General features: G+C 63.0%; 20 protein-coding genes. 13 read left to right on the top strand and 7 right to left on the bottom strand.

Annotated features, from left to right (window positions below):
- Positions 1-65 precede the first annotated feature (65 nt).
- From argA to KDW95_RS15060, 4 genes are all read right to left on the bottom strand, one after another.
- Positions 66-1,418 carry an amino-acid N-acetyltransferase gene (gene argA, locus KDW95_RS15075; RefSeq protein WP_255852642.1) on the bottom strand — a complete coding sequence of 451 codons (1,353 nt, stop codon included), beginning with the start codon at positions 1,416-1,418 and terminating at the stop codon, positions 66-68.
- Positions 1,411-2,580 (bottom strand): acetylornithine deacetylase, encoded by a 1,170-nt coding sequence (argE, locus tag KDW95_RS15070; protein WP_255852641.1) that lies wholly within the window; start codon positions 2,578-2,580, stop codon positions 1,411-1,413. Before argE ends, argA begins: the two co-directional genes overlap by 8 nt.
- 152 nt (positions 2,581-2,732) lie before the next feature.
- On the bottom strand, positions 2,733-3,998 hold the full coding sequence (locus tag KDW95_RS15065; RefSeq protein ID WP_255852640.1) for an inorganic phosphate transporter: 1,266 nt from the start codon (positions 3,996-3,998) through the stop codon (positions 2,733-2,735).
- A gap of 24 nt (positions 3,999-4,022) precedes the next feature.
- The gene (locus tag KDW95_RS15060) at positions 4,023-4,703 is read right to left on the bottom strand and encodes a TIGR00153 family protein (protein ID WP_255852639.1); all 681 of its coding nucleotides are present in this window, start codon (positions 4,701-4,703) and stop codon (positions 4,023-4,025) included.
- Between the two features lie 192 nt (positions 4,704-4,895).
- On the opposite strand from KDW95_RS15060, the gene KDW95_RS15055 reads away from it, so the two are divergent.
- Together KDW95_RS15055 and glnE are read left to right on the top strand one after the other, a co-directional pair.
- Positions 4,896-5,984 carry a CYTH domain-containing protein gene (locus KDW95_RS15055; RefSeq protein ID WP_255852638.1) on the top strand — a complete coding sequence of 363 codons (1,089 nt, stop codon included), beginning with the start codon at positions 4,896-4,898 and terminating at the stop codon, positions 5,982-5,984.
- Positions 5,985-6,062: 78 nt separating this feature from the next.
- Entirely contained in the window at positions 6,063-8,999 is a 2,937-nt protein-coding gene (gene glnE / locus KDW95_RS15050) for a bifunctional [glutamate--ammonia ligase]-adenylyl-L-tyrosine phosphorylase/[glutamate--ammonia-ligase] adenylyltransferase (protein WP_255852637.1), read from the top strand.
- Positions 9,000-9,338: 339 nt separating this feature from the next.
- Here the strand turns inward: glnE and KDW95_RS15045 are convergent, their stop codons facing one another.
- Complete coding sequence (locus tag KDW95_RS15045; protein ID WP_255852636.1) at positions 9,339-10,334, bottom strand: branched-chain amino acid aminotransferase; 996 nt, start codon at positions 10,332-10,334, stop codon at positions 9,339-9,341.
- Positions 10,335-10,673: 339 nt separating this feature from the next.
- Between KDW95_RS15045 and KDW95_RS15040 the strand changes: the two genes are divergently transcribed.
- The 7 genes from KDW95_RS15040 to KDW95_RS15010 are packed head-to-tail and all read left to right on the top strand — an operon-like array spanning position 10,674 to position 17,284.
- The gene (locus KDW95_RS15040) at positions 10,674-11,555 is read left to right on the top strand and encodes a mitochondrial fission ELM1 family protein (protein WP_255852635.1); all 882 of its coding nucleotides are present in this window, start codon (positions 10,674-10,676) and stop codon (positions 11,553-11,555) included.
- Positions 11,552-12,652: a glycosyltransferase family 4 protein gene (locus KDW95_RS15035; protein WP_255852634.1), complete on the top strand. Its 1,101-nt coding sequence runs from the start codon at positions 11,552-11,554 to the stop codon at positions 12,650-12,652. The genes KDW95_RS15040 and KDW95_RS15035 overlap by 4 nt, the downstream gene beginning before the upstream one ends.
- Positions 12,649-13,464 carry a polysaccharide deacetylase family protein gene (locus KDW95_RS15030; protein WP_255852633.1) on the top strand — a complete coding sequence of 272 codons (816 nt, stop codon included), beginning with the start codon at positions 12,649-12,651 and terminating at the stop codon, positions 13,462-13,464. The genes KDW95_RS15035 and KDW95_RS15030 overlap by 4 nt, the downstream gene beginning before the upstream one ends.
- The gene (locus KDW95_RS15025; RefSeq protein ID WP_255852632.1) at positions 13,461-14,498 is read left to right on the top strand and encodes a glycosyltransferase; all 1,038 of its coding nucleotides are present in this window, start codon (positions 13,461-13,463) and stop codon (positions 14,496-14,498) included. The genes KDW95_RS15030 and KDW95_RS15025 overlap by 4 nt, the downstream gene beginning before the upstream one ends.
- On the top strand, positions 14,485-15,486 hold the full coding sequence (locus KDW95_RS15020; RefSeq protein ID WP_255852631.1) for an ELM1/GtrOC1 family putative glycosyltransferase: 1,002 nt from the start codon (positions 14,485-14,487) through the stop codon (positions 15,484-15,486). The genes KDW95_RS15025 and KDW95_RS15020 overlap by 14 nt, the downstream gene beginning before the upstream one ends.
- The gene (locus KDW95_RS15015) at positions 15,483-16,169 is read left to right on the top strand and encodes an SGNH/GDSL hydrolase family protein (RefSeq protein ID WP_255852630.1); all 687 of its coding nucleotides are present in this window, start codon (positions 15,483-15,485) and stop codon (positions 16,167-16,169) included. The genes KDW95_RS15020 and KDW95_RS15015 overlap by 4 nt, the downstream gene beginning before the upstream one ends.
- Positions 16,166-17,284, top strand: coding sequence for a polysaccharide pyruvyl transferase family protein (locus KDW95_RS15010; RefSeq protein WP_255852629.1), 1,119 nt, complete (start codon positions 16,166-16,168; stop codon positions 17,282-17,284). Before KDW95_RS15015 ends, KDW95_RS15010 begins: the two co-directional genes overlap by 4 nt.
- 6 nt (positions 17,285-17,290) lie before the next feature.
- On the opposite strand, the gene lpxL is transcribed toward KDW95_RS15010, so the two are convergent.
- Positions 17,291-18,214: an LpxL/LpxP family Kdo(2)-lipid IV(A) lauroyl/palmitoleoyl acyltransferase gene (gene lpxL / locus KDW95_RS15005; protein WP_255852628.1), complete on the bottom strand. Its 924-nt coding sequence runs from the start codon at positions 18,212-18,214 to the stop codon at positions 17,291-17,293.
- A gap of 191 nt (positions 18,215-18,405) precedes the next feature.
- Here lpxL and msbA point away from each other — a divergent pair, with 191 nt between their 5' ends.
- Both msbA and waaA read left to right on the top strand, forming a co-directional pair.
- Positions 18,406-20,166 carry a lipid A export permease/ATP-binding protein MsbA gene (msbA, locus tag KDW95_RS15000; protein ID WP_255852627.1) on the top strand — a complete coding sequence of 587 codons (1,761 nt, stop codon included), beginning with the start codon at positions 18,406-18,408 and terminating at the stop codon, positions 20,164-20,166.
- A 3-nt stretch (positions 20,167-20,169) separates the two neighbouring features.
- Complete coding sequence (waaA, locus tag KDW95_RS14995) at positions 20,170-21,429, top strand: lipid IV(A) 3-deoxy-D-manno-octulosonic acid transferase (RefSeq protein WP_255852626.1); 1,260 nt, start codon at positions 20,170-20,172, stop codon at positions 21,427-21,429.
- A gap of 59 nt (positions 21,430-21,488) precedes the next feature.
- On the opposite strand, the gene cyaY is transcribed toward waaA, so the two are convergent.
- Entirely contained in the window at positions 21,489-21,812 is a 324-nt protein-coding gene (cyaY, locus tag KDW95_RS14990; RefSeq protein ID WP_255852625.1) for an iron donor protein CyaY, read from the bottom strand.
- Positions 21,813-21,940: 128 nt separating this feature from the next.
- On the opposite strand from cyaY, the gene lptM reads away from it, so the two are divergent.
- The gene (gene lptM / locus KDW95_RS14985; RefSeq protein WP_255856525.1) at positions 21,941-22,072 is read left to right on the top strand and encodes an LPS translocon maturation chaperone LptM; all 132 of its coding nucleotides are present in this window, start codon (positions 21,941-21,943) and stop codon (positions 22,070-22,072) included.
- Positions 22,073-22,086: 14 nt separating this feature from the next.
- Entirely contained in the window at positions 22,087-23,346 is a 1,260-nt protein-coding gene (gene lysA / locus KDW95_RS14980) for a diaminopimelate decarboxylase (protein WP_255852624.1), read from the top strand.
- Positions 23,347-23,358 lie beyond the last annotated feature (12 nt).

The following is a 23,358-nucleotide window of genomic DNA, read 5'->3' as shown; positions in this document are numbered from 1 at the left end:
CGCCTCGAAGTAAGGAAGCACTCAAAACAACCTCGATCGACAGATAAGTGTTTCGTGAAAGTGCTCTAGATCGGCTTGATAAAGACCTTGGAATTGCGCTGGTAGTTGTACAGTTCCTTGCGCTTGCCGGGCAGCTGTTCCAGCGGGGCCTCGACAAAGCCGCGCTCCACGAACCAGTGCGCCGTGCGGGTGGTCAGCACGAACAGCTGCGTCAGCCCCATCTCCCGCGCGACCTGTGCGATGGCGCCCAGCAGCATGTCGCCGCGCTCGCCACCACGGTACAGGTTGGAAACCGCCACGCAGGCCAGCTCTCCCATGCCCTCGTCGATGAAGGGGTAGAGGGCTGCGCAGGCAATGATGGCGCCGTCGCGTTCGACGATGGTGAACTGCTCGATTTCCGCTTCCAGCAGTTCGCGCGAGCGCCGCACCAGGATGCCGGCCTGCTCCAGCGGCGCGATGAGTTCCAGAATGCCGCCGACATCCTCGATCGAGGCCTGACGCACCTGTTCGTAGGATTCGCGTACCACCATGGTGCCGGCACCGTCGCGGGTAAACAGCTCGCTCAGCAGGGCGCCGTTTTCCTGGTAGCTGATCAGGTGACAGCGCGGGATACCGTGGTTGCAGGCGATCACCGCGGCATCGAGCTGGCGCGACAGCTCAGTGTACTCCTGATCCGGTGCTTCGGACTCCATGCGGTTGAGGTACTGCTTGACCATGCGCTCGGCGGTGCGGGCCAGCAGCTCGCTGCGCAGTTCGCCGCTGCTGTCGAACACGCCCCTGGTGGAACCGAACAGGATCAGCTTCTCGGCCCCCAGGGCCTTGGCCGCTTCCGTGGCCACTTCTTCTACGCCTAAGTTGAACATCTCGCCGGTGGGTGAGTAGCCGATATTGGACAGCAGGATGATTTCCCCCTGATCCAGGTGACGGGCGATGGCGGTCTTGTCGACGCGGCGCACTTCGCCGGTGTGCATCAGGTCCACGCCTTCGTGGATGCCGTAGGGACGCGCCGTGACAAAGTTGCCGGAACAGACGCGAATGCGCGCACCGTGCATCGGCGTGTTGGCCAGCCCCATCGACAGTCGCGCCTCGATCAGGCAACGCTGATAACCGCAGGCATCGATCACGCAGTCCAGGGTTTCACTGTCGGTGATGCGCATGTCGTGGTGCAGGCGCGACTGCAGGCCGCGCTCGGCCAGTCGCTGCTCGATCTGCAGGCGCGAGCCATACACCAGTACCAGCCGGACGCCCAGGCTGTTCAGCAGCACGATGTCATGGACGATGTTGGCGAAGTTGGCGTCAACCACCGCATCGCCGCCGAGCATCAGCACAAAGGTCTTGCCACGGTGGGCGTTGATGTAGGGCGATGACTGGCGGAACCAGTCGACGTATTGCGGGGCTTCGTTGTTCACGTCAGGCATCCGTTTTGCCGTGCAGGCAGTATTTCTGAATCAGTTGTTCCAGCACGCCGACCATCGGGTTGATCTGGTCGTGGCTGAGGTATTCGTCCGGCTGGTGGGCCTGGGCAATACTGCCAGGCCCCATGACGATGGTGTCCATGCCCAGGCCCTGCAGGAACGGGGCTTCGGTACCAAAGGCAACCGCTTCGGCCTGGTGACCTGTCAGCGCCTCGGCGGTGCGCACCAGCTCCGAGGTACGCGAGTTCTGGAACGGCGGAATGCCCGGGAAGAGCTCCTGGACATCGATCTTTACACCGAAGGGCTGCTGCAGCGGTGCGAGGCGCTGGTGGATGGCTTCGCGCAGCACATCGATACTCATGCCGGGCAGCGGGCGCAGGTCGAATTCCAGTTCGCAGCGCCCGCAGATGCGGTTGGGGTTGTCGCCGCCGTGGATGCAGCCCAGGTTCAGGGTGGGCACCGAGACGGTGAAATCGCTCTGGCGGTACTGTTGCTGCAGCTCACGGCGAAAGGCAATCAGCTCGCCCATCACGCCGTGCATGGCCTCCAGCGCGCTGGCCCCCAGGCTCGGATCTGATGAGTGGCCCGAGCGGCCGGTGACCCGCACCACATCCATCATGATGCCCTTGTGCATATAGATGGGCTTGATGCCGGTGGGCTCGCCAATCACGGCATAGCGGGCCTTCGGGCGGCCCGCCTCGGCCAGCGCCCGGGCACCGCTCATGGAGCTTTCCTCGTCGGCGGTGGCCAGGATAATCAGCGGCTGCTTGAGCGGCTGGCCGATAAAACGCCGGGCCGCTTCAATGGCAATGGGGAAGAACCCCTTCATGTCGCAGGTGCCAAGACCGTAGAAGCGGTTGTCGCGTTCATCGAGGCGAAACGGGTCGCTCTGCCACAGCTCACTGTTGCAGGGCACGGTGTCGGTGTGACCGGACAGCACCAGGCCGCCAGGGCCTGTGCCCAGGGTGGCGATCAGGTTGGATTTGCCCGGCTGCCCCGGCACGGGCATCACCTCGGTACGAAAACCGAGATCCGACAGCCAGCTTTCAAGCTTGGTGATAACGCCGAGGTTGCTCTGGTCCCAGTCGGCGGACGAGCAGCTGATCGACGGCGACGCGATCAGTTCGCGCAACATGGTGACCAGATCGGGAAGGGCAGCGGGCATGACAGACCTCGAAGGCAAATGACATGCGCTCTATTGTGCAGCCTTTGCAGGCACCGGTCTATGCTGCGCCCGGCGGGAATCGGGGGCACAGAAAACAAAAACGGCGCCTTCGTGGAGGGCGCCGTTTGTCTGCAGCAGGCAGGGTTGCCGACTTAGCCGAACATGCCCTTGAACATGAAGAAGAACATGATGGCCAGGAAGGCACCGGCCGGCAGGGTAATGACCCAGGATATGAAGATCGTGCCCACGACCCGCAGGTTCAGTGCCGCCAGGCCGCGGGCGATGCCCACACCCAGCACCGCACCCACCAGGGTATGGGTGGTGGAGATCGGCAGGCCGGTACCCGAGGCGATGACCACGGTGGTGGCCGCGGCCAGGGTCGCGGCAAAACCGCGGCTGGGGGTCAGCTCGGTAATGTTGTTGCCCACGGTGGCGATGACCTTGTGGCCGTACATCACCAGGCCGGCAACGATACCGGCGCCGCCGAGCAGCAGGATCCAGGTGGGCATCGAGGTTTTCTGGGCCACGGCGCCGCCGGCGCTGACAACGCCAACAATGGCAGCCAGCGGGCCAACGGCGTTGGCAACGTCGTTGGAACCGTGGGCAAACGCCATGGCGCAGGCGGTGAACATCATCAGTACAGCAAAGATTTTCTCGACGCTGGAAAAGTGATACTCACGGTCGGCTTCCGGGTTGGGCTGGATGTTGCGCTGCAGTACCAGGCCCACCAGCATGGTGAAAATGCCGAAGCCCACGGAGTAGAGTGCGCTTTCCGTCCAGCTCAGGTGCAGGCCGATGTGCTTCAGACCCTTGGTGAAGGTCACCATGGCGATGATAAAGCCCACCAGGAAGATGTACATGGGTACGTACTTTTTGGCGTTTTTGAACGGATCAGCCGTATCCAGAATCAGCGCCTGTACGGTGCGGAACAGGAAAAAGGCGATAAAGCCCGCCATCAGCGGCGACACCACCCAACTGGCAACGATACTGGACACCTTGCCCCACTGGACCGCCTCCGGCGCAATGCCCACGGCGGCAAAGCCAACGATGGCGCCCACGATGGAATGGGTGGTGGACACGGGCCAGCCATAGTGGGTGGCAATCAGCAGCCAGAGGCCGGCAGCCAGCAATGCTGCCAGCATGCCGTAGATCAGCAGATCCGGTGAGCCGGTCAGCAGGTCCGGATCAATGATGCCCTTGCGGATGGTGTCTGTTACCGCGCCGCCGGCCAGGTAGGCGCCGGCAAATTCGAACAGAATGGCGATCATGATCGCCTGTTTCAGGGTTAGGGCACGGGAGCCTACGGAGGTGCCCATGGCATTGGCGACGTCATTGGCGCCGACGCCCCAGGCCATGAAGAAACCGAAGATGCAGGCAAGGATGACGATCATATCGCCGTGCTGTGCAATCATGTTCATGTGGAAGTCCTTGGTACGAAAGGCTTAGCGTGCGAGCAGCAGTTGCAGACGTGCGCCTACTTGCTGGGCGCGGTCGGCGAGGTCACCGATCCAGTTGATGACCTTGTACAGGAACATCGCATCGATCGGGTGCATGTCTTTTTCCACCGCGAACAGGGCGCTGCGAATTTCGCGCTCCAGGTCGTCGGCATCGTGCTCGAGGTCATCAATGCTGTTGATCATCCCTTCAACAGACTTGACCTCAATGCCGCCGAAACCCGAGCTGATCAGTTCGTCCAGCTCGTTCAGCGCGGTCAGCGCCTGGGCAGAGGTCTGCAGTGCGCTGCGGACAAACTGGCCCATTTGGGGCTGGATTGCGGCGGGCACTGCCATCTTGCGTCCGAGCATCAGGCCTGAAATGTCCTTGGCACGGTTCGCGATCTTGTCCTGCATGCGCAGCAGTTCAAGCAGATCGGACCGGGGGACCGGCAGGAAAATGCTGTTTGGCAGGTGCGTACGAACCTCCTTTTTCATCGCATCCGCTTCATGCTCCAGTACAGCAATCCGCTGCTGGACCGCCGCGGCTGTTTCCCAGTCGTCCGCCATGACGGCATCGAAAAACGGAATCAGCTGCAGGGCGCAAGACTGAGCCTTGGCAATGTGCTCCTGCATGGGCTTGAACGGCGAGCGTGCAAACATCTGCAGAATCGGATTATTGGTTACCATGGGTATCCCTGTTGGTTGTCACGACTTCGGGCGCAAGTATAAGTGGGCATAAAGCGCTGTTGTAGTAAAAGTGGAATATTTTTTTAACACCTTTGTGCTCGCAGCTTTTACAGGTCCTGCTCCAGGCGGGCGTACACAGACCCTCGCCGGGCGGGTAAACTCCAGCCTAATGCACTCTATATGGATGATGTCATGGCGCGGGAAGTTGAGTTAAAGCTGAGTCTGGATCCACAACAGGCGTTGGCGCTCAGGGCGCTGCCCTGGCTGGGCGAACCGGAGCCCGGTGGCAGCCGGCCTTTGCACAACCAGTATTTCGATACGCCGGATCGCCTGCTGGCGCAGCACCGGGTGGCGCTGCGCATCCGTGAGCAGGACGGGCGCTACATCCAGACCCTGAAAACCCGCGGCTCAAGCCAGGGTGGGCTGCACCAGCGCAACGAGTGGGAATGGGACCTGCCAGAGCCTGCGCTGGATTACACGCTATTGTCCACCGCGGACTGGCCCGAAGCACTGCAAAGCACAGCAATACAGCGGCGCATCGTGCCGGCCTTTCGCACGGACTTTGAGCGTACCACCTGGATGCTGCGCGAGTCGGCGCACGGTGGGGAGCCGGTGCTGATCGAGCTGGTGCTCGACCAGGGCGAGGTGACGGCAACCGCGGCCGGCGTCAGCACCGCCCTGTGCGAACTGGAGCTTGAACTCAAGCAGGGCACGGCGCCGGACCTGTACCGGGTGGCCATGCAGCTGGCACAGAGCGTGCCGGTGCTGGTGAGCGATATCAGCAAGGCCGAACGGGGCTACCGTTTGCTGGGCGCGGCGCGGGAGCGGCCCGAGGCTGCGCTGCAGCCCGAACAGCTCGATACGCAGGCCACCTTTCTGGCGCTGGCCGAGCGCGCGCTCACCCGTGCCAGCCGGGGCTTTGACGCATGGCGTGGCCGATGTGAGGGCAGTGGGTCCGATAACGCAGAGCAGGACTGGCAGGGCGTGGAAACTGCCGCGCTGGCCTGTCGCGAGTTGCAGGCGCTGCTGCACAGTTTTGCACCGCTGCTACCGACATCAGCTGGATCCGAACTCAGCGCGCCGCTGCTGCAGCTCAACCAGCAGCTGGAGCAGGCGCTTGGCTGGCGCCTGCTGCTACCCCGGCTGGATGTTGCCGCGCAGTCCGCCTGGGCCGCGGATCAGGCGGCAGCGGCTGCGCTCAGGCTGGATGCGGTGCTGGCTTCCCCGGCAACCGGTCGTGTGCTGCTTGGCTACGGCGCCCTGTTGTCCCGAGTCTGTTAAGCTTTTCGTACCGGTTCTGCGCGCATTGCGAAACGCAGGGCCGCCACCACCTCAGTAGGTTCAGGGAGTAGATAAACCATGCTGGCACCGCAACTTGATCTGATACCGCCGCCGCTGCACGGGCTAGTTGCGCAGCACTGGCAAACCCTGGCCGAGGTGCTGCAGACGCTGGATACCGGCGCGGGCCCGTTGTCGGCCCAGGCGCTCGAGCAGCAGCTGACCCGGGTACTGGTGGGCAGTGACTATGTGGCCAGCCAGCTGGCCCGTACCCCCGCGCTGCTGCAGGACCTGCTGAGCAGCGGCGACCTGGTGCGGGATTACGAGGCGGGCGACTACCGAGAGCGGCTGGCCCCGGCGTTAGAGTCCGTGGGCGATGAAGCCGGGCTGCACCGCTGCCTGCGCCAGTTCCGCCACCGCGAGATGGTGCGCATTATCTGGCGCGACCTGACCCGCCAGGCGAACATGCGCCGCACCACGCTGGAGCTCTCCTGGCTGGCGGACTGCTGCATTGACCTGACACTCGACCGGCTCTATGGCGAAGCCTGCGAGAAGTGGGGTACGCCGCATTCCCGCCCGGACAGCCAGGGCCGTACCTTCCCCCAGCGCATGGTGGTGCTGGGCATGGGCAAGCTCGGAGCTTACGAGCTGAACCTGTCCTCGGATATCGACCTCATCTTCAGCTTTGCCCGCAATGGCAGCACCCAGGGGGCAAGACGCAGCCTGGAAAACCAGGACTTCTTTATCCGCCTGGGGCAGAAGCTGATTCAGGCGCTGGACAACACCACGATTGACGGTTTCGTGTTCCGGGTCGATATGCGGTTGCGACCCTTCGGCTCGGCGGGCCCTCTGGCCTGCAGCTTTGGCGCCCTGGAAGGCTACTACCAGGACCAGGGGCGGGAGTGGGAGCGCTACGCCATGATCAAGGCCCGGGTGGTGGCAGGCGATATCGCCGCCGGCGCCGAGCTGCAGCAGCTGTTGCGTCCGTTCGTGTACCGCAAGTACATCGATTTCAGTGCCTTCGAGTCGTTGCGTGACATGAAGGAAATGATCAACCGCGAAGTGCGGCGCAAGGGACTGGAGCAGAACATCAAGCTGGGGTCCGGTGGCATCCGCGAGGTGGAGTTTATTGCCCAGGCATTTCAGCTGATCCGCGGTGGACGCGACACCCGGCTGCAGCAGCGCGAATTGCTCCACATACTGCCGCTGCTGACGGAATTCGGCATGCCCGCGGGCGCCATTGACGAGTTGCAGGCAGCCTATACCTACCTGCGCAATGTCGAGCACGCACTCCAGGCGCGCGAAGACCAGCAAACCCAGGAACTGCCCACCGAACCCATTGACCAGTTGCGCCTGGCCTGCGCCATGGGGGAGGCCGACTGGGACGGCTTTTGCGCCGAGCTGGAGCAGCATCGTGGCCATGTACGGCGCCACTTCGCCGATGTGATCGCACCGGCCAAGACCGATGACGCCGAGGTGCTGGAAGATGTGGCCGAGTGGCTGGCGCTCTGGGACGAGGCGCTGGAGCCGGCCGCCGCCGAGCAGTACCTGGCCGAACAGGGGTTCGATGACCCCGTACGCAGTCGGGAGCAGCTGGATGAACTGCGCAGCTCCCGCACCGTCGCGGCGCTGCAGCAGGTGGCGCTGGAGCGCCTGCGTACCGTGCTGCCACGGCTGCTGATGGAGGTGGCGACGGTCGAGAACTCCAGTGAAACCCTGGCGCGGGTGCTGCAACTGATTCAGGCGGTGCTGCGCCGTTCCGCCTACCTGGTGCTGCTGGGCGAGAACCCGGCGGCGCTGCGCCAGCTGGTCAGGCTCTGTTCGGGCAGCAGCTGGTTTGCCGACAAGCTGACCCGCTTCCCCATTCTGCTGGATGAGCTGATCGACCCGCGTACCCTCTACGCGCCGCCTGACAAGCAGTTGCTGCAGCAGGAGCTGCGTCAGCAGCTGTTGCGTATCCCCCAGGAGGATGTCGAGCAGCAGATGGAGGCGCTGCGCTACTTCAAGAATGCCCATGTACTGCGGGTGGCGGCGTCGGATATTACCGGCGCCCTGCCGCTGATGAAGGTGAGCGACTACCTGACCTGGCTGGCAGAAAGTATTCTCGAGGCGGTGTTCGATATTGCCTGGCGCCTGCTGGTCGAGAAACACGGCCTGCCGCAAAAGGCGCCCGGGGAGCCCTGCGATCCGGATTTCGTGATTGTGGGCTATGGCAAGCTGGGCGGTATCGAGCTGTCCTACGGCTCGGACCTGGACCTGGTGTTTTTGCACGATGCGGACCCCAATTTGTCCACCAGCGGTGACAAGCCCGTGTTCAACAACGTGTTTTTCACCCGCCTGGGGCAGCGCATCATACATATTCTCAGCACCTTTACCGCCGGCGGCCTGCTGTACGAAGTGGATATGCGGCTGCGCCCCTCGGGTAATGCCGGGCTGCTGGTCAGCCCGCTCAAGGCGTTTGCCGAGTACCAGCGCAAGGAGGCCTGGACCTGGGAGCACCAGGCACTGTCGCGGGCCCGAGTGGTGGCCGGCTGTCCGCGCCTCAAGGAGGCTTTTGAACAGGTACGGGCACAGATCCTGGCTCAGCCCCGCGAAGGTGCTTCATTGCGCCAGGAGGTGCTGGACATGCGCATCAAGATGCGCGAACACCTGGGCAGCAAGCCGACGGCGGAGGATGAACCCGCCCTGTTCAATCTGAAGCAGGATCCGGGTGGCATTGTGGATATCGAGTTCCTGGTGCAGTACTGCGTGCTGGCCTATGGCGAACGTTATCCACAGCTGCTGGAATTTACCGACAATATCCGCATTCTGGATGCGGCGGAGCAGGTGGGCTTGCTGGTGCCGGAAGATGCCGAGCAGTTGCGCGAGGCGTACAAGGCGTACCGCTCGGCGGGGCATCGCCTGAGCATGCAGGAGCAGTCGAGCGTGATTTCCAGTTCGGAAATGGGCGACTATCGCGCGGCGGTGAGCCGTATCTGGGCGCAGCTGATGGAGCCCGGGACTGGTTCAAGGGGCTAGGTGCAAGGTGAAAGGTGCAAGGCGAAAGGGGGCAAGGGGCAGGGCTAAAGGGGCAAGGTTCAGGGTGAAAGGTGAAAGCGGGTGATCAGTGATTAGTGATTGGTCATTGGTCATTGGTCATTGGTCATTGGTGGGGGTGCCTGGCACGCTGATCACGAATCACGAATCACGAATCACGAATCACGAATCACGAATCACGAATCACGAATCACGAATCACGAATCACCCGAGGTCACTTCATACCGTAGGAGCTGCGCCTCGCAGCGAAGCTTTTGGGGAGCAAAAAGCAAAAAGCGCCAGGCAGTGATGTCTGGCGCTCTTTCGTGGCTATGGCGGCAATCAGATGCTGGTGAGCCAGCCGTGCCGGTCTTCGGCCTTGCCCCACTGGATGTCGTTCAGTGCCTGGCGCAGTTTCACCGTGGTGCTGCCCACGCCGCTATTGCCGACCGGGTATTCCTTGCCGTGGTAAATCAGCGTACCGACCGGCGCCAGCACTGCGGCGGTGCCGGACAGCGCGGCTTCGCAACCGGGCTTGGCGGCGCGCTCCAGCAGTTCGTCGATGGTCAGGGCACGTTCGGAAACCTTCATGCCCTGGTCCCGCGCCAGCGTCAGGATGGAATCCCGGGTGATGCCGTGCAGGAAGCTCTCGTCCAGCGCCTTGGTGATGATTTCGTCGCCGTCGATCAGCAGGAAGTTGGCGGCGCCGGTTTCCTGCACATCGCCGCCGGGGCAGAACAGCACCTGGTCGGCCTGGGCCTCGGCGCGGGCTTTCATGATCGGACGCAGGGCGCCGGCATAGTTGCCGCCACTCTTGACCATGCCCATGTGCGGCGGGCAGCGCATGCCCTGGTCGTCGACCAGCAGGCGCAGCGCCTTGTCGCCACCGGCAAAATAGTCGCCCACCGGTGACAGCAGCACGTACTGGCACGACGTGAGGGACGGGACGGCGGCCTTGCCGATGGCAGGCTCGGTGCCGAAGTGGGTCGGGCGGATATACATGGAGCCGGGAGGCGCCGGCACTTCATCGGCATAGCGTGCAACGATATCGGTGATCATTGCGGTGGTGGCCGCCGGGTTGATGGTCGGCAGGGCCAGCAGCTCGGCACTCTGGGCGAAGCGGGCGATGTTCTGGTCCATGCGGAAAATCTTGATGGAACCGTCTGCGTGGCGAAACGCCTTCAGGCCTTCAAAGCAGGTGCTGGAGTAGTGCAGGACATGAGCGCCGGGGTGCAGCTGGATGCTGTCGCTCGGTACCACCTGGCTTTCACTCCAGTCAGAACCGTCAAACCAGGAAATTGCCATTTCTGGCATAAAAAGTGAGCCGAAAGCCGCCATACTGACCATCCTAAAACAAGTGCAGAAAAATAGAGTCCTCGCGCAGGCAGGAGTGACAGGGCCATCGCGGATCTATAATACAGGACGCTAGATTGTAAGCATCCTCAGGAAAAATGGAATTGTCTGGCGCTTAAAAAGTGGGCCCGCAACGGTATTTTCAGCCTGTGGCTGGGCCTCCTGCGCGGGCATTCGCCAAATTCGGCACCTGTGGCGTGGGTCTTTGGCCTGATTTTGATTATCATGGTCAGCCGGTTGTACCGCTGCCTAGCGCCGCGGCGGGCAATAGCCAAATGATTTATCAGCCGCGCGTGGAACAGCGCGCCCGCCACAGGAAGTTCAGTGTCCCACATCTGTATTATCAGCGACGGCAAACCCGGCCACCTGAACCAGTCCCTGGGGCTGGCTGGCGCGCTGCAGGCATTGCGGCCGCAGCTGCAGGTCGACATCCGGACACCGCTGCGGGGGACGCAGCTGATGCGGGCGCTGCTGGGGCGGCGGCACGATGTCGTCCCCCAGCCAGCGCTGTTGATCGGCGCCGGCCATGGCACCCACCTGAGCCTGCTGGCCTTGCATCGGGCCACCGGGGCGCCTGCTGTCGTACTGATGCGCCCGAGCCTGCCGTTGGGCTGGTTTGATCTGTGCCTGATCCCCGAGCATGACCGCCCGCCTGAACGCGGCAACGTGATCCGTACCCAGGGTGCGCTCAATCGCATGCGACCGGCCGCCAAGGCTTCCGGTTTTGGCCTGATTCTGCTGGGCGGGCCCTCGAAGCACTATCACTGGGACGACGCGCAGATACTGGCGCAGCTGCATGAACTGCTGGAGCGTGATCCGCGCCACTGGCGCGTGGTGACCTCCCGGCGTACGCCGCGGTCGCTGCAAACTGCGCTGGCGGCCATCGAGGCGATCGAGCTGGTGCTGCCTGAGCAAACGGATGCCGACTGGCTGCCGGCCCAGCTCGGTGTGGCCGAGTGCTGCTGGGTCAGTGCCGACAGCGTTTCGATGATCTACGAGGCCCTCAGTGCCGGTTGTGCTGTGGGCCTGCTGGAGCTGGCTCCGGTCAGCGACAGCCGTGTCGCCCGGGGCCTGGCCAGCCTGGTCCAGCGCGGCCAGCTAACCGCGCTGGCGCAGTGGAGCGGCCGGCCATTGTCGGCGCCGGCCCAGGGGTTCAATGAAGCCGACCGCTGCGCGCGGCTATTACAGGAAAGATTCAAGCTATGAAGGTGGTTCAGGTTCTGCCGGCACTGGAGGGTGGCGGTGTCGAGAAGGGTACGCTGGAAGTGGCCCGCGCGCTGGTATCCCAGGGTCACGAGTCCATCGTGATTTCGGCTGGCGGCCGCCTGGTTGCACCGCTGGAACGGGACGGCAGCCGCCATGTGACCTGGGACCTGGGGCGCAAGTCCCCCTGGACGTTGCGCAACATCTGGGCGCTGCGACGCTGGCTGCGGCAAGAAAAACCCGACATCCTGCATCTGCGCTCGCGCATGCCGGCCTGGGTGGCCTGGCATGCCTGGAAGGGCTTGCCGGAGTCTGAGCGCCCGCGCCTGGTCACGACCGTGCATGGTCTCTATTCCGTATCGGGCTACAGCGGCGTCATGTGCCGTGGCGAGCGCGTTATCGCGGTGTCGGAAACGGTGGAAAACTACATCCGCGACAACTACCCGCAAACCGACATGGCGCGGGTGCGGCGTATCTACCGCGGTATAGACCCGCTGGAGTTCCCCTTCGGCTACCAGCCTGAACCTGACTGGCTTGAGCGCTGGAAGAGTGAATACCCGGCACTTGCCGGCAAGCAGCTACTGACGCTGCCCGGGCGCCTGACCCGTCTCAAGGGACACAACGACTTTATTGACCTGCTGCAGGCGCTGAAAACCGCGGGCCTGCCGGTGCATGGCCTGATCGTCGGAGGCGAAGACCCCAAGCGCCGGGCCTATGCCCGGGAAATCCGGGAACGCATCCAGTCGCTGGGGCTGGGGGATGACATCACGCTCACCGGCGGGCGCGACGATATCCGCGATATCTACGCGGTATCCAGCCTGGTGCTGTCGCTGTCGACCAAGCCGGAGTCCTTTGGCCGTACCGTAGCCGAAGCCCTGAGCCTGGGCGTGCCGGTGGCGGGCTACGCCCACGGCGGCGTCGGCGAAATTCTTGGCGCCCTCTATCCGGCTGGCGCCGTGCCACTGGGAGACAGTGAGGCGTTGGTGACCAGGGTGACAGCGCTGCTCAAGGGCGGCGAGCGCCCGACCGGCAACGCGGTGTTCCTGCAGAACACCATGCTGGAGCAGACCCTGGCGGTATACCGGGAGCTCTGTGCGTGAGCTGGCTCGGTGTGGCGCTGTTGCTGGCGGGGGCCGTCTTCAGCCACCGCTATGCCTGGTGGCGCAAGGCGGTGGACTACAGGCACCCCCGCATATTGATGTATCACATGGTCAGCGAGCATCGCCCCGGGGCGCGCTTTAACAAACTGCGGGTGAAGCCTGACCGCTTCGAAGCCCAGATCCGCTGGCTGAAGGAAAACGGCTGGCACTTTGCCCTCATGTCCGAGCTGACCGACCCCGCGTTACTGCCGGCCAAGACCGTGCTGCTGACCTTCGATGACGGTTTCGAGGACAACTACCGCAATGCCCATCCCATACTGCAGAAATACGGTGCCCGGGCGACCCTCTACCTGGTGGTGGACCGGTTCGAACGGGACTGGTCGACGGCCAAGAAGGCGCACCACGACAGCGGCGAGCTGATGCACGAGCCCAAGCTCAGCGATGCGCAGGTGCGCGAAATGCTGGCGTCCGGTTGCTGGGAGCTGGGTGGCCATACCCGCACCCACGCCAACCTGGCACGGCTCGATACGCCAGGCAAGCGGGACGAAATCACCGCCGGGCGGGAACTGCTGCAGGCACAGTTTGGCACAGCGCCAAGCTCGTTCGCCTACCCTTTCGGTATCTTTGATGCGACCGATGTCCGTCTTGCCGAGCAGGCCGGCTTCGCCACGGCGGTGACCACGGTTGAAGGTATCGATACTGATATATTGAACCGGCGCTTCGAACTCAAGCGGGTAAAAATATCCGGCAAGGACAACGGCCTGGCCTTTCGCCTGCGCCTGCGCACCGGTGTCAGGGGAGGGAGGCGATGAGAATTTGCGAGGTGCTCGGCGGTAACGAGGAAGGCGGCCTGGAAAAGCATTTCGTCGAGCTGTGCAACGGCCTGTCCGAGCAGCACGATGTGATCGCCATCGCCCATGAAAAGTACCGCTCGCGCTTCGCCGCCGCGGTGCGCTTCGAGGCACTGGACCTGGCCCGCAGCCGTCGCAATCCCCGGGCACTCTGGCAACTTGTGCGTCGAATCAATGCAGTAGCACCGGATGTGGTGCACTGCCATGCCCACAAGGCCGCCGCCATGGTGGGGACGATACGCCGCTGGATTCGCTGTCCACTGGTGGCAACGGCCCACGGTTTCAAGCGCGACAACAGCGCCTTTAGCGGGTTTGATCGTGTCATTGCCGTGAGCCGGGGGATTGCCGAGCACCTGGCCACCTTCCCGGTTACGGTGGTGTATAACGGCATTCACTGGCCACCCGTGGCAGGAATGCAGCTGGTCGAGCCCAGCCCTTTCCAGACGGGGCAGAGCAGCCAGCGTGTGCAAGTACTTACTGTGGGCCGGCTAGTGCCGGAAAAGGGCTTTGATATCCTGCTGGATGCCTGGCAAGGGCTGGACGCCGACCTGCTGATTGTCGGGGAAGGCCCGCAGCGAGGGGCACTCGAAGCGCGCCTTGTCGAACTGGGACTGCAGGACCGTACCCGGCTGCTCGGGCACCGCGATGATGTGCCGGCCCTGATTGCGGCGGCGGACCTGGTGGTGATCTCGTCAAGGCGCGAATCCTTTTCCTATGTGATGGCCGAAACCCTGCTCAGTCGCACGCCACTGATTTCCACCCGGGTGGCTGGCCCGCGGGAGTTCCTGCCATCCGCAGGGCTTTGCGAGGGCGATGCGGCGGCGCTGCACCACTTGCTGACACAGACCCTGGCCGATCTCCCGGCCTATGCCCGCCTGCTGGAGCCTGTGTGGGCGCGGGCGCTCGAAGCGCTGCATTTTGATGCCATGCTGAGTCATACCGGACAGGTGTTGCAGCAAACGGTCAAGGCGAGGAAAACCCATGGGCAAGCTTAGCGTGCTGTGCCTGAGTGATGGCCGCCCCGGCCACTTCAATCAGACCCGGGGTGTACTGCTGGCGCTGGAGCACCGGCACGAAATCGATGTGAACTGGGTGGAGGTCAAGCTGCGCTGGGCCTTCCTGCGACCGCTGCTGAAACTGCTGTTCAATCGCTTGCCCTGGAGCTGCTGGCCCCTGATCCGACGTGCCTACGGGCTGGGAAGCGCATTCCAGAAGCCCGACCTGATCGTTTCCACCGGGGGAAATACCCTCTACCTGAACATCGCCCTGGCGCGCTTGCTGAATTCCCGGAATATCTTTGTTGGCGGCCTGCGAGGGGTATCTGCTGCCTGTGTCGGGCTGAACATTGTGCTGGATAATCCGGACAACGCGCCCAATACGCTGGATGTGCTGATCAGCCCAACGGCCGTGGAGTGGCTACCGCTGCCCGCAAAAACCGGCGCCGAAACCTGGATGATGGCCATTGGCGGTGATTCCGGCAGTTACCGGTATGCCGAGCCGGACTGGGACCGTCTGGTGGACTTCATGGGCCAGGCCCAGCGGGAGCTGGGGGTTCGCTGGGTGCTGACGACTTCGAGGCGTACCGGGCTGGTCGCCGAGAACTACCTGAAACAGCGGGTTGAATCCAGCGGACTCGAAGTGGAAGCCGTGTGGTACTGCCAGGCGCCCAAACCCGTCATGCAGGCCTTCCTGACCCGTTCCAGCCGGGTATTCTGTACCGAGGACAGTTTTTCGATGATGACCGAGGCCGTGAGCTGTGGCCGCCCGGTAATAGGGCTGCGACCCGAGCAGGTGTCGCGGGATGACTTCTACCGCTGGGCGCTCGAACGGTTGCAGGGCCATCACCTGGTTGGCTGCATCAGGCTGGCGGTGCTGAACATGGCGGCGCTGGAGGTCACGGCGGCGGGCCTTGAGCCGCTGCAGTGCTCGGTATCGGTCGGGCTTGGCGAAGAACTTGAAAAATATCTGGTCAGTACATCATGAAACCACGCATTCTGGCACTGGGCGACTGCAACACCAAGGGCGAAGGCCCTTGCCTGTATAACAGCTACCCTGAAGCATTCGCCCGCAGCAAGGGCTTCGAGGTCATCAATCTGGGCCATACCATGGCCAGCACGCGCGAAGCCGTACGTATTTTCGATGACAATGCGCACACGGATGCCGAATTTATCACCGTGCAGTTTGGGCTGGTGGATGCCTGGCGCACCATCGCCCACGCCCCCTACGTGCTCTATTACCCCGACAACAAATGGCGCTATATCGGGCGCAAACTGGCGAAGAAGTACAAAAAGATCAGCAAGAAGCTGTCACTCGCCAAGTGGATGGGCGAGGACCACCTGGTTTCCAAAGCTGAATACAGGGCCAACCTGGAGCACATTATCCACAATGCTCGCGGTCGACCGGTGGTGCTGCTGGAAACCGCTCCGAACCGGGAGTTGCACCGAAATCCGCATATACAGGCCTATAACACCGTGCTGGCGGACTTGGCGGCTGAGCACGAGAGCGTTTACCTGCTGCCGCTGTACGACGCATTCAAAGAGCATCTGGATGACTGGCTGCAGGACGATGGTACCCACCTGAACGCCCAGGGCTATGCCTTTGTGAGCCAGCAGCTGGAGCGCATCTATGACCTTCAAATCAGGCCACAGGGGAGCCCGGTCGAGTGAAAATACTGTTTCTGAATGATACCTCCCGTTCCCGCAACTGGGGCTGCCAGGCCACGACCAGTTGCCTGCGCTACCTGGTGGAGCGCAAATGGCCAGGGGCACAGCTCGACAGCGTCCACCTGCCGAAACTGCCGTATCGCCATATCCCGCAGCTGCGCCGCTGGGTGGAATCACGCTTTCTGGCCGCAGGCAAAACGCGGGACCTGGATCGCTTTCTGCAGCAGATGAATGTGCGCGTCGATGAACGCTGGTTTAGCTATGACCTGGTATTGCTGAACGGTGAAGGCTCCATGCACGGCAAGTCGGGCCATTTGATGCGTCTGCTGGCCCTGGTCGAGCGCCTGAAGAGGGCCGGTGTGCCCTGCATCAGTGTCAACCAGTCGGTGGACCTGGCAAGCAAGCCGGCAGCGTTGGAGTATTTGCAGCAGGTGTATGCGGGCCTGGACGCGGTTCAGGTGCGCGAAGCCATATCGCTGCAAGGGCTTGGCGAGGCCGTGCCCTGCGCGGAACTGGTGCCGGATGCCGCATTTTTCAGCAACCGGCTGCCGCCGGACTGGGGTCGGAAATCGACGCCGGCGGCTGACATTGCCCCTGGCAGTATCGCCATTTTCGGCTCATCAGCCCTGGGGCCCAGGGATGGGGCGACCATGGGACGGCTGTGCGATGCGGTACGCCAGGTGCGCCCCGAGGCGCCGCTGTTGTTCCTGTGCAGCACCAAAACGGATGAGGCGCTGGCCCAGGCCATGACAGCGAAGCTGTCCGGTGTCCAGACCCTGACCGAGCAGCAGCTGGGTTTTCGGGATCTGTGTGATGTGCTGGCGCAGGTTGAGATATCGGTGGGTGGCCGTTTTCACCCGACTATCCTGGCGGCCCTGCAGGGAACGGTGACGATCCCGCTGGTGGGCAATACCTGCAAGATGAATGGCCTGATGGCGCTGCTGGAAAGCCGGGGCGGGGTGCTGTCCTGCAACTATTCGGTGCCCGAGTATGTCCAGGCGCTGGAGGCCGGCTTTGCGGAACTGGATGCCGAGAAACGGCGTCTGCGCCAGCGTTGCGACAGCCTGGCGGATGCGGTTGAACAGGGCCTGGAGCGCGCCTTTGCCACCGCCGGGTAAGCGTGGCTATGGCGTTCTATAGAGGTAGTTCTTGCCCTTGGGGTGCGTCTTGAAGCGCCGGTGCACCCACATGTACTGGGCCGGGTCCTTGCGGATGGCGCGTTCGAGTTCCGCGTTGATGCGCGTGGCATCGGCCACGTCATCGCCGGTCGGGAAGGGCTCGATCACCGGCAGCAGTTCGAGCTCGTAGCTGTTGTCGGGCAGGCGGTGCTGCGCCAGCATCAGGATGGGCGAGTCGTTCAGCTTGACCATGCGCGTGGTGGCGGTGATGGTGGCTGCAGGTATATCAAAGAAGGGTGCGTAGACCGACTGCTTGATGCCGAAATCCTGGTCCGGGGCATACCAGATGATACGGTTCTTGCGCAGCGCCCGGATTACCGAGCGAATGTCCGAACGTTCGATGGCCTGGCCAAAGTAGCGATTGCGGCCCCGGGTGATAATCTTTTCCATCAGCGGGTTATTGTGGCGGCGGTACATGGCATCGACCGGATAAAATTCCGAAAACAGCAGGCCGCCCAGGTCCAGGGTGGAAAAGTGGGCCCCCAGCAGTATCACGCCCTTGCCCTGGCTGAGCGCCGCCTCCAGGTGTTCACGTCCCTTGAGTTCGGTGCGACCGCGAAACCAGTCCCGCGGTGACCACCAGGCCATGGCCGTTTCGAAAGCGCCTATGCCGTTATTTGCGAAAATGTCCCGTACCAGTTGCTGCTGCGCCTTGGCATCCAGCTCGGGGAAGCACAGACGCACATTGACCTGCACGACATGGCGTCGACTGCGGGCAACCCGGTACAGCAGGTGACCGAAGCCTCGGCCCAGAGCCAGCTGGGCCCGGTAAGGCAGGCGATTGAGCAGCCACAGCAGCCCCATGCCAAGCCAGGTCAGCCAGTAGCGCGGGTGCCAGTAGGGGCCTGTGGGGTGGTCTTTTCGTGCCATTGGAGTCGCTCGACCCGTGGTCGCCAGAGATGGACTGCATTTTACGGTTGTCGGTGCGGATCGGCAAACCGCGTGCCGCTCCTTTCTGGCCGCTAGATTCTGGCCCTATCCCAGTGTCGCTCCTGACCCGTTCCCCGGGGTGGCATCCATGTATAATGTGCGCGAATCTGGCGGAATCGATGCGATCTTTGATGAGCAAGCAACAGTTACCTAACACCGAACTGAGCAGCTGGATGGTCTACAAGCGGCTGCTGGTATATGTAAAGCCCTACTGGTTTGCGTTTGTCGTGAGCTTCATGGCGTTCGGCATTTACGGTGCCTCCCAGGCGCTGTCGGCCAAATGGCTCGAGCAGGTGGTGGACGCAGTGGAAAGCGGCAATCTGGACGCACGCGCCTGGCTGGCGCTGGCCGTGCTGGGCATTTTCGCGCTGCGCGGTGTCGGCACCTTCGTTGGCAACTACAGCATCAGCCATGTGGCGCGCCAGGTGGTACACGGACTGCGCACTGACCTGTTCGAGCGCATGCTGGCGTTGCCCAGCAGCTACTACCATCAGAATGCCAGCGGTGAGTTGCTGGCCAAGCTGACCTATAACGTCGAACAGGTCACCGGTGCCGTGACCGATGCGATCAAGGTGCTGATGCGCGAAGGTCTCACCGTTATCGGCCTGTTCGGGTACCTGTTCTACCTCAACTGGAAACTGACGCTGATCTTTATAGCCGCAGCACCTTTGATCGCCGTCGTCGTCTCGGTTGCATCAAGGCGCATGCGCAAGTTGAGCCGACGCCTTCAGACCTCGGTGGGCGATATCACCAGTGCGGCCTCCGAGGCCATCAAGGGCTACCAGATAGTACGCATTTTTGGTGGAACCGAGTTCGAACGCAGCCGCTTCAACGAGGCCAGTGATCGCAACCGGCGACAGTTCATGAAGATGGTGGTGACCCAGTCGCTCAATACGCCGGCAGTGCAGTTCCTGATCGCCATGTCCCTGGCGGGTCTGCTCTATGTGGCCATGCACCCCGATGTCATGGGTGGCATGAGCACCGGCCAGTTCGTGGCCTTTCTGACGGCGGCAGGCCTGATCACCAAGCCGCTGCGCCAGCTCACCGATATCAGTACCCTGGTACAGAAAGGCATCGCCGCGGCCGAATCGGTGTTTTCGATCATCGATGAAGACCCCGAGCGGGATGCCGGGCAACACCGGGTCGGGCGGGTACGGGGCGAGCTTTGCTTCGAGGGGGTGGGGTATCACTATGGTGTCGATGCCGGCGCCGTGCTGCATGCTGTTGACCTGCACATCGAGCCGGGCCAGACGGTGGCGCTGGTCGGGCGCTCAGGCAGCGGCAAGTCGACCCTGGCGTCCCTGTTGCCGCGTTTCAATGATGGCTGGACGGGAAGCATTCGCCTCGATGGCACACCGCTGGAGCAGTACCAGCTGAGCAACCTGCGAGACCAGATTGCCCTGGTGAATCAGCAGGTGGTACTGTTCAACGGCACCATTGCCCAGAACATCGCCTATGGTGCCATGGCCGGCTGCAGTGCGGCGGAAATAGAGGCGGCCGCCGAGGCGGCCCATGTGATGGAGTTTGCGAACCGTTTGCCGGACGGGTTGCACACCGAGGTCGGCGAAAGCGGCCTGCTGCTCTCCGGTGGGCAGCGCCAGCGTATCGCCATAGCCCGGGCGATTCTGAAGGATGCCCCTATCCTGATCCTGGACGAAGCCACCTCGGCGCTGGATACGGAGTCCGAGCGCCATATCCAGGATGCACTGGATCAGGTGATCAAGGGGCGCACGACCCTGGTGATCGCCCATCGCCTGTCGACCATCGAGAAGGCGGACCTGATCCTGGTGATGGACCAGGGCCGCATCGTCGAACAGGGCTCCCATGCGCAGCTCATTGAGCGCGATGGCGCCTATGCCCAGCTGCATCGCATGCAGTTTGCGGACAACTGATTGATGGCACGATGGCTCTACACGGCGCTGCTGTACCTGGCATTGCCGGTGATTCTGTTGCGCCTCTGGTGGCGCGGCCGCAAAGCGCCGGCGTACCGGCTGCGCTGGCGCGAGCGGCTGGGATTCGTACCCCGCCAGGGCACGCGTCCGCTCTGGATTCACGGCGTGTCGGTGGGCGAAACCGTGGCCATAGCGCCGCTGGTGGAGCTGCTGCTGGCCCGCCACCCCGATCTGCCGCTGCTGCTGACCACCACCACGCCGACCGGCTCGCAGCGTGTGCGGGCCCTGTTTGGTGACCGGGTACAGCATGTCTACTGCCCTTGGGACCTGCCCGATGCGCTGGGGCGTTTTTTGCGACGTACCCGGCCACTTGGTTGCATTATCGTTGAAACCGAACTCTGGCCCAATCTCGTGCATGCCTGCCAGGGTGCGGCTGTGCCGGTGTTGCTGGCCAATGCCCGGCTGTCGGCGCGCTCGGCCCGGGGTTATGCGCGTTTCGCGGCCCTGACCCGCCCCATGCTGCAGCGGCTGGATCGGGTCGTGGCGCAGCACGACAGCGATGGCGAGCGCTTTGTCGCCCTGGGGTTGCCGGCGCAGCAGCTGAGTATCAGCGGCAGTATCAAGCTTGATATTGAAATCCGGCCGCAATGGCTGGAAGCGGGGGCCCGCCTTCGCGCCCTCTGGGGCGAGCGACCGGTGCTGGTGGCCGGCAGCACGCATGAGGGTGAGGATGCCGCCTTGCTGCGTGTCCTCAGGCACCTGCGTGGCCCGTTTCCCGATCTGCTGCTGGTGCTGGTGCCGCGCCATCCTGAACGCTTCGAGTCGGTGTACTGCCTGTGTTGCGATGCCGGCTGGACGGTGGCGCGTCACAGCGAACCTGGAGCCCGGGCAGCAGCGGATGTGTACCTGGTCGATACCATGGGCGAGCTGATGGGCGTCTATGCGGCGGCGGATGTCGCCTTTGTGGGCGGCAGCCTGGTGCCCCGGGGCGGACACAACCCGCTGGAGCCCGCGGCACTGGGCAAACCGGTGCTTATGGGGCAGCAGGTGTTCAATTTTCAGGCGATCTGCGATGCGCTGGAGCGCGCAGGAGGGCTTGTTCGCGTAGCCGATGAGCAAGCCCTGACCCGCGAGTTGCAGCGCTTGCTGGCGGATCGGAGCTTGCGGGAGCGCGAGGGCAGGGCCGCGCGCGCCTTTATCGAGCAAAACCGCGGAGCGCTGGAGCGGCTGTACCGCGAGGTCGCGGCCATGCTGAGGTTGTAAGGCCGACTGTTCTGCCAGCAAACGTTTGGCGGCAGTCTCAACCGGTCAACAGGGCCCGCTCAGAACGGGAAGCTCAGGTCCTCGTCCGCCTGGATGCGGAAAATCTCGTTCAGCACATCCGCCAGCGGCGCCTTGTCGGTATCGCGCAGCCAGCGCTGTGCCGCCGCATCGAAATCGAAATGATGGCCGCCGTTGCGGGCGGCCACCCACAGCTGCTTGACCGGTGGCTGGCGAGTAAAAATCACCTGGCTGCCGTTCTCGCAGACGACGGTGAGCATGCCGCCATGGCTCTCGACATCCAGGTCGCTGTCGACATCCTCCAGCAGGTCTTCGAGGCTGATGAGGGTTTCATCGACCCGGTCGTTGAATTCTGATTCTGTCATCGGTCTGGGATTCCGCGGTGCTTTGAGCCCGGCAGTATATCCGAGTTTCTGCCGCTACTCATCCCGGGTATAATCGCTGCTTTGGAATCGCCGGAATAGGGGCTGCAATCGTGAAACGCTGGAACTGGATGCTCTTCGTAACCTTTGCATTGCTGTCTGGATGTGGTCAGAAAGGTCCGCTTTACATGCCGGACCAGGCAGATCCCGCCGCACCCGCCGCTCAGACATCGGCCGAGCCACCGGCTCCCGCACAGAACTGACAACGGACAGATTGATGGATAATTTTGAATACCGCGATGGCCGCCTGCACTGCGAGGAGATGAACCTCGCACGCATCGCTGAAGAATACGGCACGCCACTGTACGTTTACTCCCGCGATGCGCTGGAGCGGGCCTACCTCGATTATGCCCAGGCGCTGGAAGGGCGCGATGCGCTGGTGTGCTATGCGGTCAAGGCCAACAGCAATATTGCCGTGCTGAATGTGCTGGCACGCCTGGGCGCCGGTTTCGATATCGTCTCCCTGGGCGAGCTGGAACGCGTCATCAGGGCCGGTGGCGATCCCGCCAAGGTGGTGTTCTCCGGTGTCGGCAAGCAGGCCCACGAAATCCGCCGCGCGCTGGAGCTGGGCATTCACTGTTTCAATATCGAGTCCGAGCCCGAGCTGGAGCGCGTCAATGAGGTTGCCGCAGCTCTTGGCATGCCGGCCAAGGTGTCCTTCCGTGTCAATCCGGACGTGGACGCGGGAACCCATCCCTATATCTCCACCGGTCTGAAGGAAAACAAGTTCGGTATCGCCATCGAACGCGCCCGCGGTGTCTATGCCCGCGCCGCCGAGCTGTCGCATATCGAAATCGTGGGCATGGACTGCCATATCGGCAGCCAGCTGACCGAGCTGCGCCCCTTCCTCGATGCGCTGGATCGCCTGCTGGTATTGGTGGACGAGCTGGCCGAAGACGGTATCCAGATCAAGCACCTGGACCTGGGGGGCGGCCTGGGCGTGTGCTACACCGACGAGCAGCCGCCATCGGCGGGCGACTATATCGCCGCGGTGATCGACAAGCTGGGTGACCGTCCGCTGAGCCTGATTTTCGAGCCGGGCCGGTCCATTGCCGCCAATGCCGGTGTCATGCTGACGCGGGTCGAGTTCCTCAAGAGCAACGGCGACAAGAATTTTGCCATTGTCGATGGCGCCATGAATGACCTGATTCGCCCGGCGCTGTACAGCGCCTACCAGGAAATCGTGCCGCTGACGCTGCGCGAAGAGGGTGAAAGCAAGGTCTACGACCTGGTCGGCCCGGTGTGCGAAACCGGCGACTTCCTCGGCAAGGACCGCGCCCTGAACCTGCAGCCCGGCGATCTGCTGGCGGTATGCTCGGCCGGTGCCTATGGCTTTGTCATGAGTTCCAACTACAACACCCGCCCGCGTCCGGCCGAAGTCATGGTCAGTGATAACCAGGCCTACCAGGTGCGCAAGCGCGAAAGCATCGGTGACCTGCTGCACGGCGAACAGTTGCTGCCCAAAGATCACTACTGAGAAGCGAAACAG

It is taken from the genome of Marinobacterium rhizophilum (assembly GCF_024397915.1).
Lineage (GTDB): Bacteria > Pseudomonadota > Gammaproteobacteria > Pseudomonadales > Balneatricaceae > Marinobacterium_A > Marinobacterium_A rhizophilum_A.
Note: the sequence above shows the minus strand (reverse complement) of the source record. Positions and strands in the feature narration are given on the sequence as shown.

What these genes read in the sequence shown, in the direction of transcription:
- argA (WP_255852642.1), bottom strand. Translation starts at nt 1,418, where the DNA reads ATGCCTGACGTGAACAACGAAGCCCCGCAATACGTCGACTGGTTCCGC.
- argE (WP_255852641.1), bottom strand. Translation starts at nt 2,580, where the DNA reads ATGCCCGCTGCCCTTCCCGATCTGGTCACCATGTTGCGCGAACTGATC.
- KDW95_RS15065 (WP_255852640.1), bottom strand. Translation starts at nt 3,998, where the DNA reads ATGAACATGATTGCACAGCACGGCGATATGATCGTCATCCTTGCCTGC.
- KDW95_RS15060 (WP_255852639.1), bottom strand. Translation starts at nt 4,703, where the DNA reads ATGGTAACCAATAATCCGATTCTGCAGATGTTTGCACGCTCGCCGTTC.
- KDW95_RS15055 (WP_255852638.1), top strand. Translation starts at nt 4,896, where the DNA reads ATGGCGCGGGAAGTTGAGTTAAAGCTGAGTCTGGATCCACAACAGGCG.
- glnE (WP_255852637.1), top strand. Translation starts at nt 6,063, where the DNA reads ATGCTGGCACCGCAACTTGATCTGATACCGCCGCCGCTGCACGGGCTA.
- KDW95_RS15045 (WP_255852636.1), bottom strand. Translation starts at nt 10,334, where the DNA reads ATGGCGGCTTTCGGCTCACTTTTTATGCCAGAAATGGCAATTTCCTGG.
- KDW95_RS15035 (WP_255852634.1), top strand. Translation starts at nt 11,552, where the DNA reads ATGAAGGTGGTTCAGGTTCTGCCGGCACTGGAGGGTGGCGGTGTCGAG.
- KDW95_RS15025 (WP_255852632.1), top strand. Translation starts at nt 13,461, where the DNA reads ATGAGAATTTGCGAGGTGCTCGGCGGTAACGAGGAAGGCGGCCTGGAA.
- KDW95_RS15020 (WP_255852631.1), top strand. Translation starts at nt 14,485, where the DNA reads ATGGGCAAGCTTAGCGTGCTGTGCCTGAGTGATGGCCGCCCCGGCCAC.
- KDW95_RS15015 (WP_255852630.1), top strand. Translation starts at nt 15,483, where the DNA reads ATGAAACCACGCATTCTGGCACTGGGCGACTGCAACACCAAGGGCGAA.
- lpxL (WP_255852628.1), bottom strand. Translation starts at nt 18,214, where the DNA reads ATGGCACGAAAAGACCACCCCACAGGCCCCTACTGGCACCCGCGCTAC.
- msbA (WP_255852627.1), top strand. Translation starts at nt 18,406, where the DNA reads ATGAGCAAGCAACAGTTACCTAACACCGAACTGAGCAGCTGGATGGTC.
- waaA (WP_255852626.1), top strand. Translation starts at nt 20,170, where the DNA reads ATGGCACGATGGCTCTACACGGCGCTGCTGTACCTGGCATTGCCGGTG.
- cyaY (WP_255852625.1), bottom strand. Translation starts at nt 21,812, where the DNA reads ATGACAGAATCAGAATTCAACGACCGGGTCGATGAAACCCTCATCAGC.
- lptM (WP_255856525.1), top strand. Translation starts at nt 21,941, where the DNA reads ATGCTCTTCGTAACCTTTGCATTGCTGTCTGGATGTGGTCAGAAAGGT.
- lysA (WP_255852624.1), top strand. Translation starts at nt 22,087, where the DNA reads ATGGATAATTTTGAATACCGCGATGGCCGCCTGCACTGCGAGGAGATG.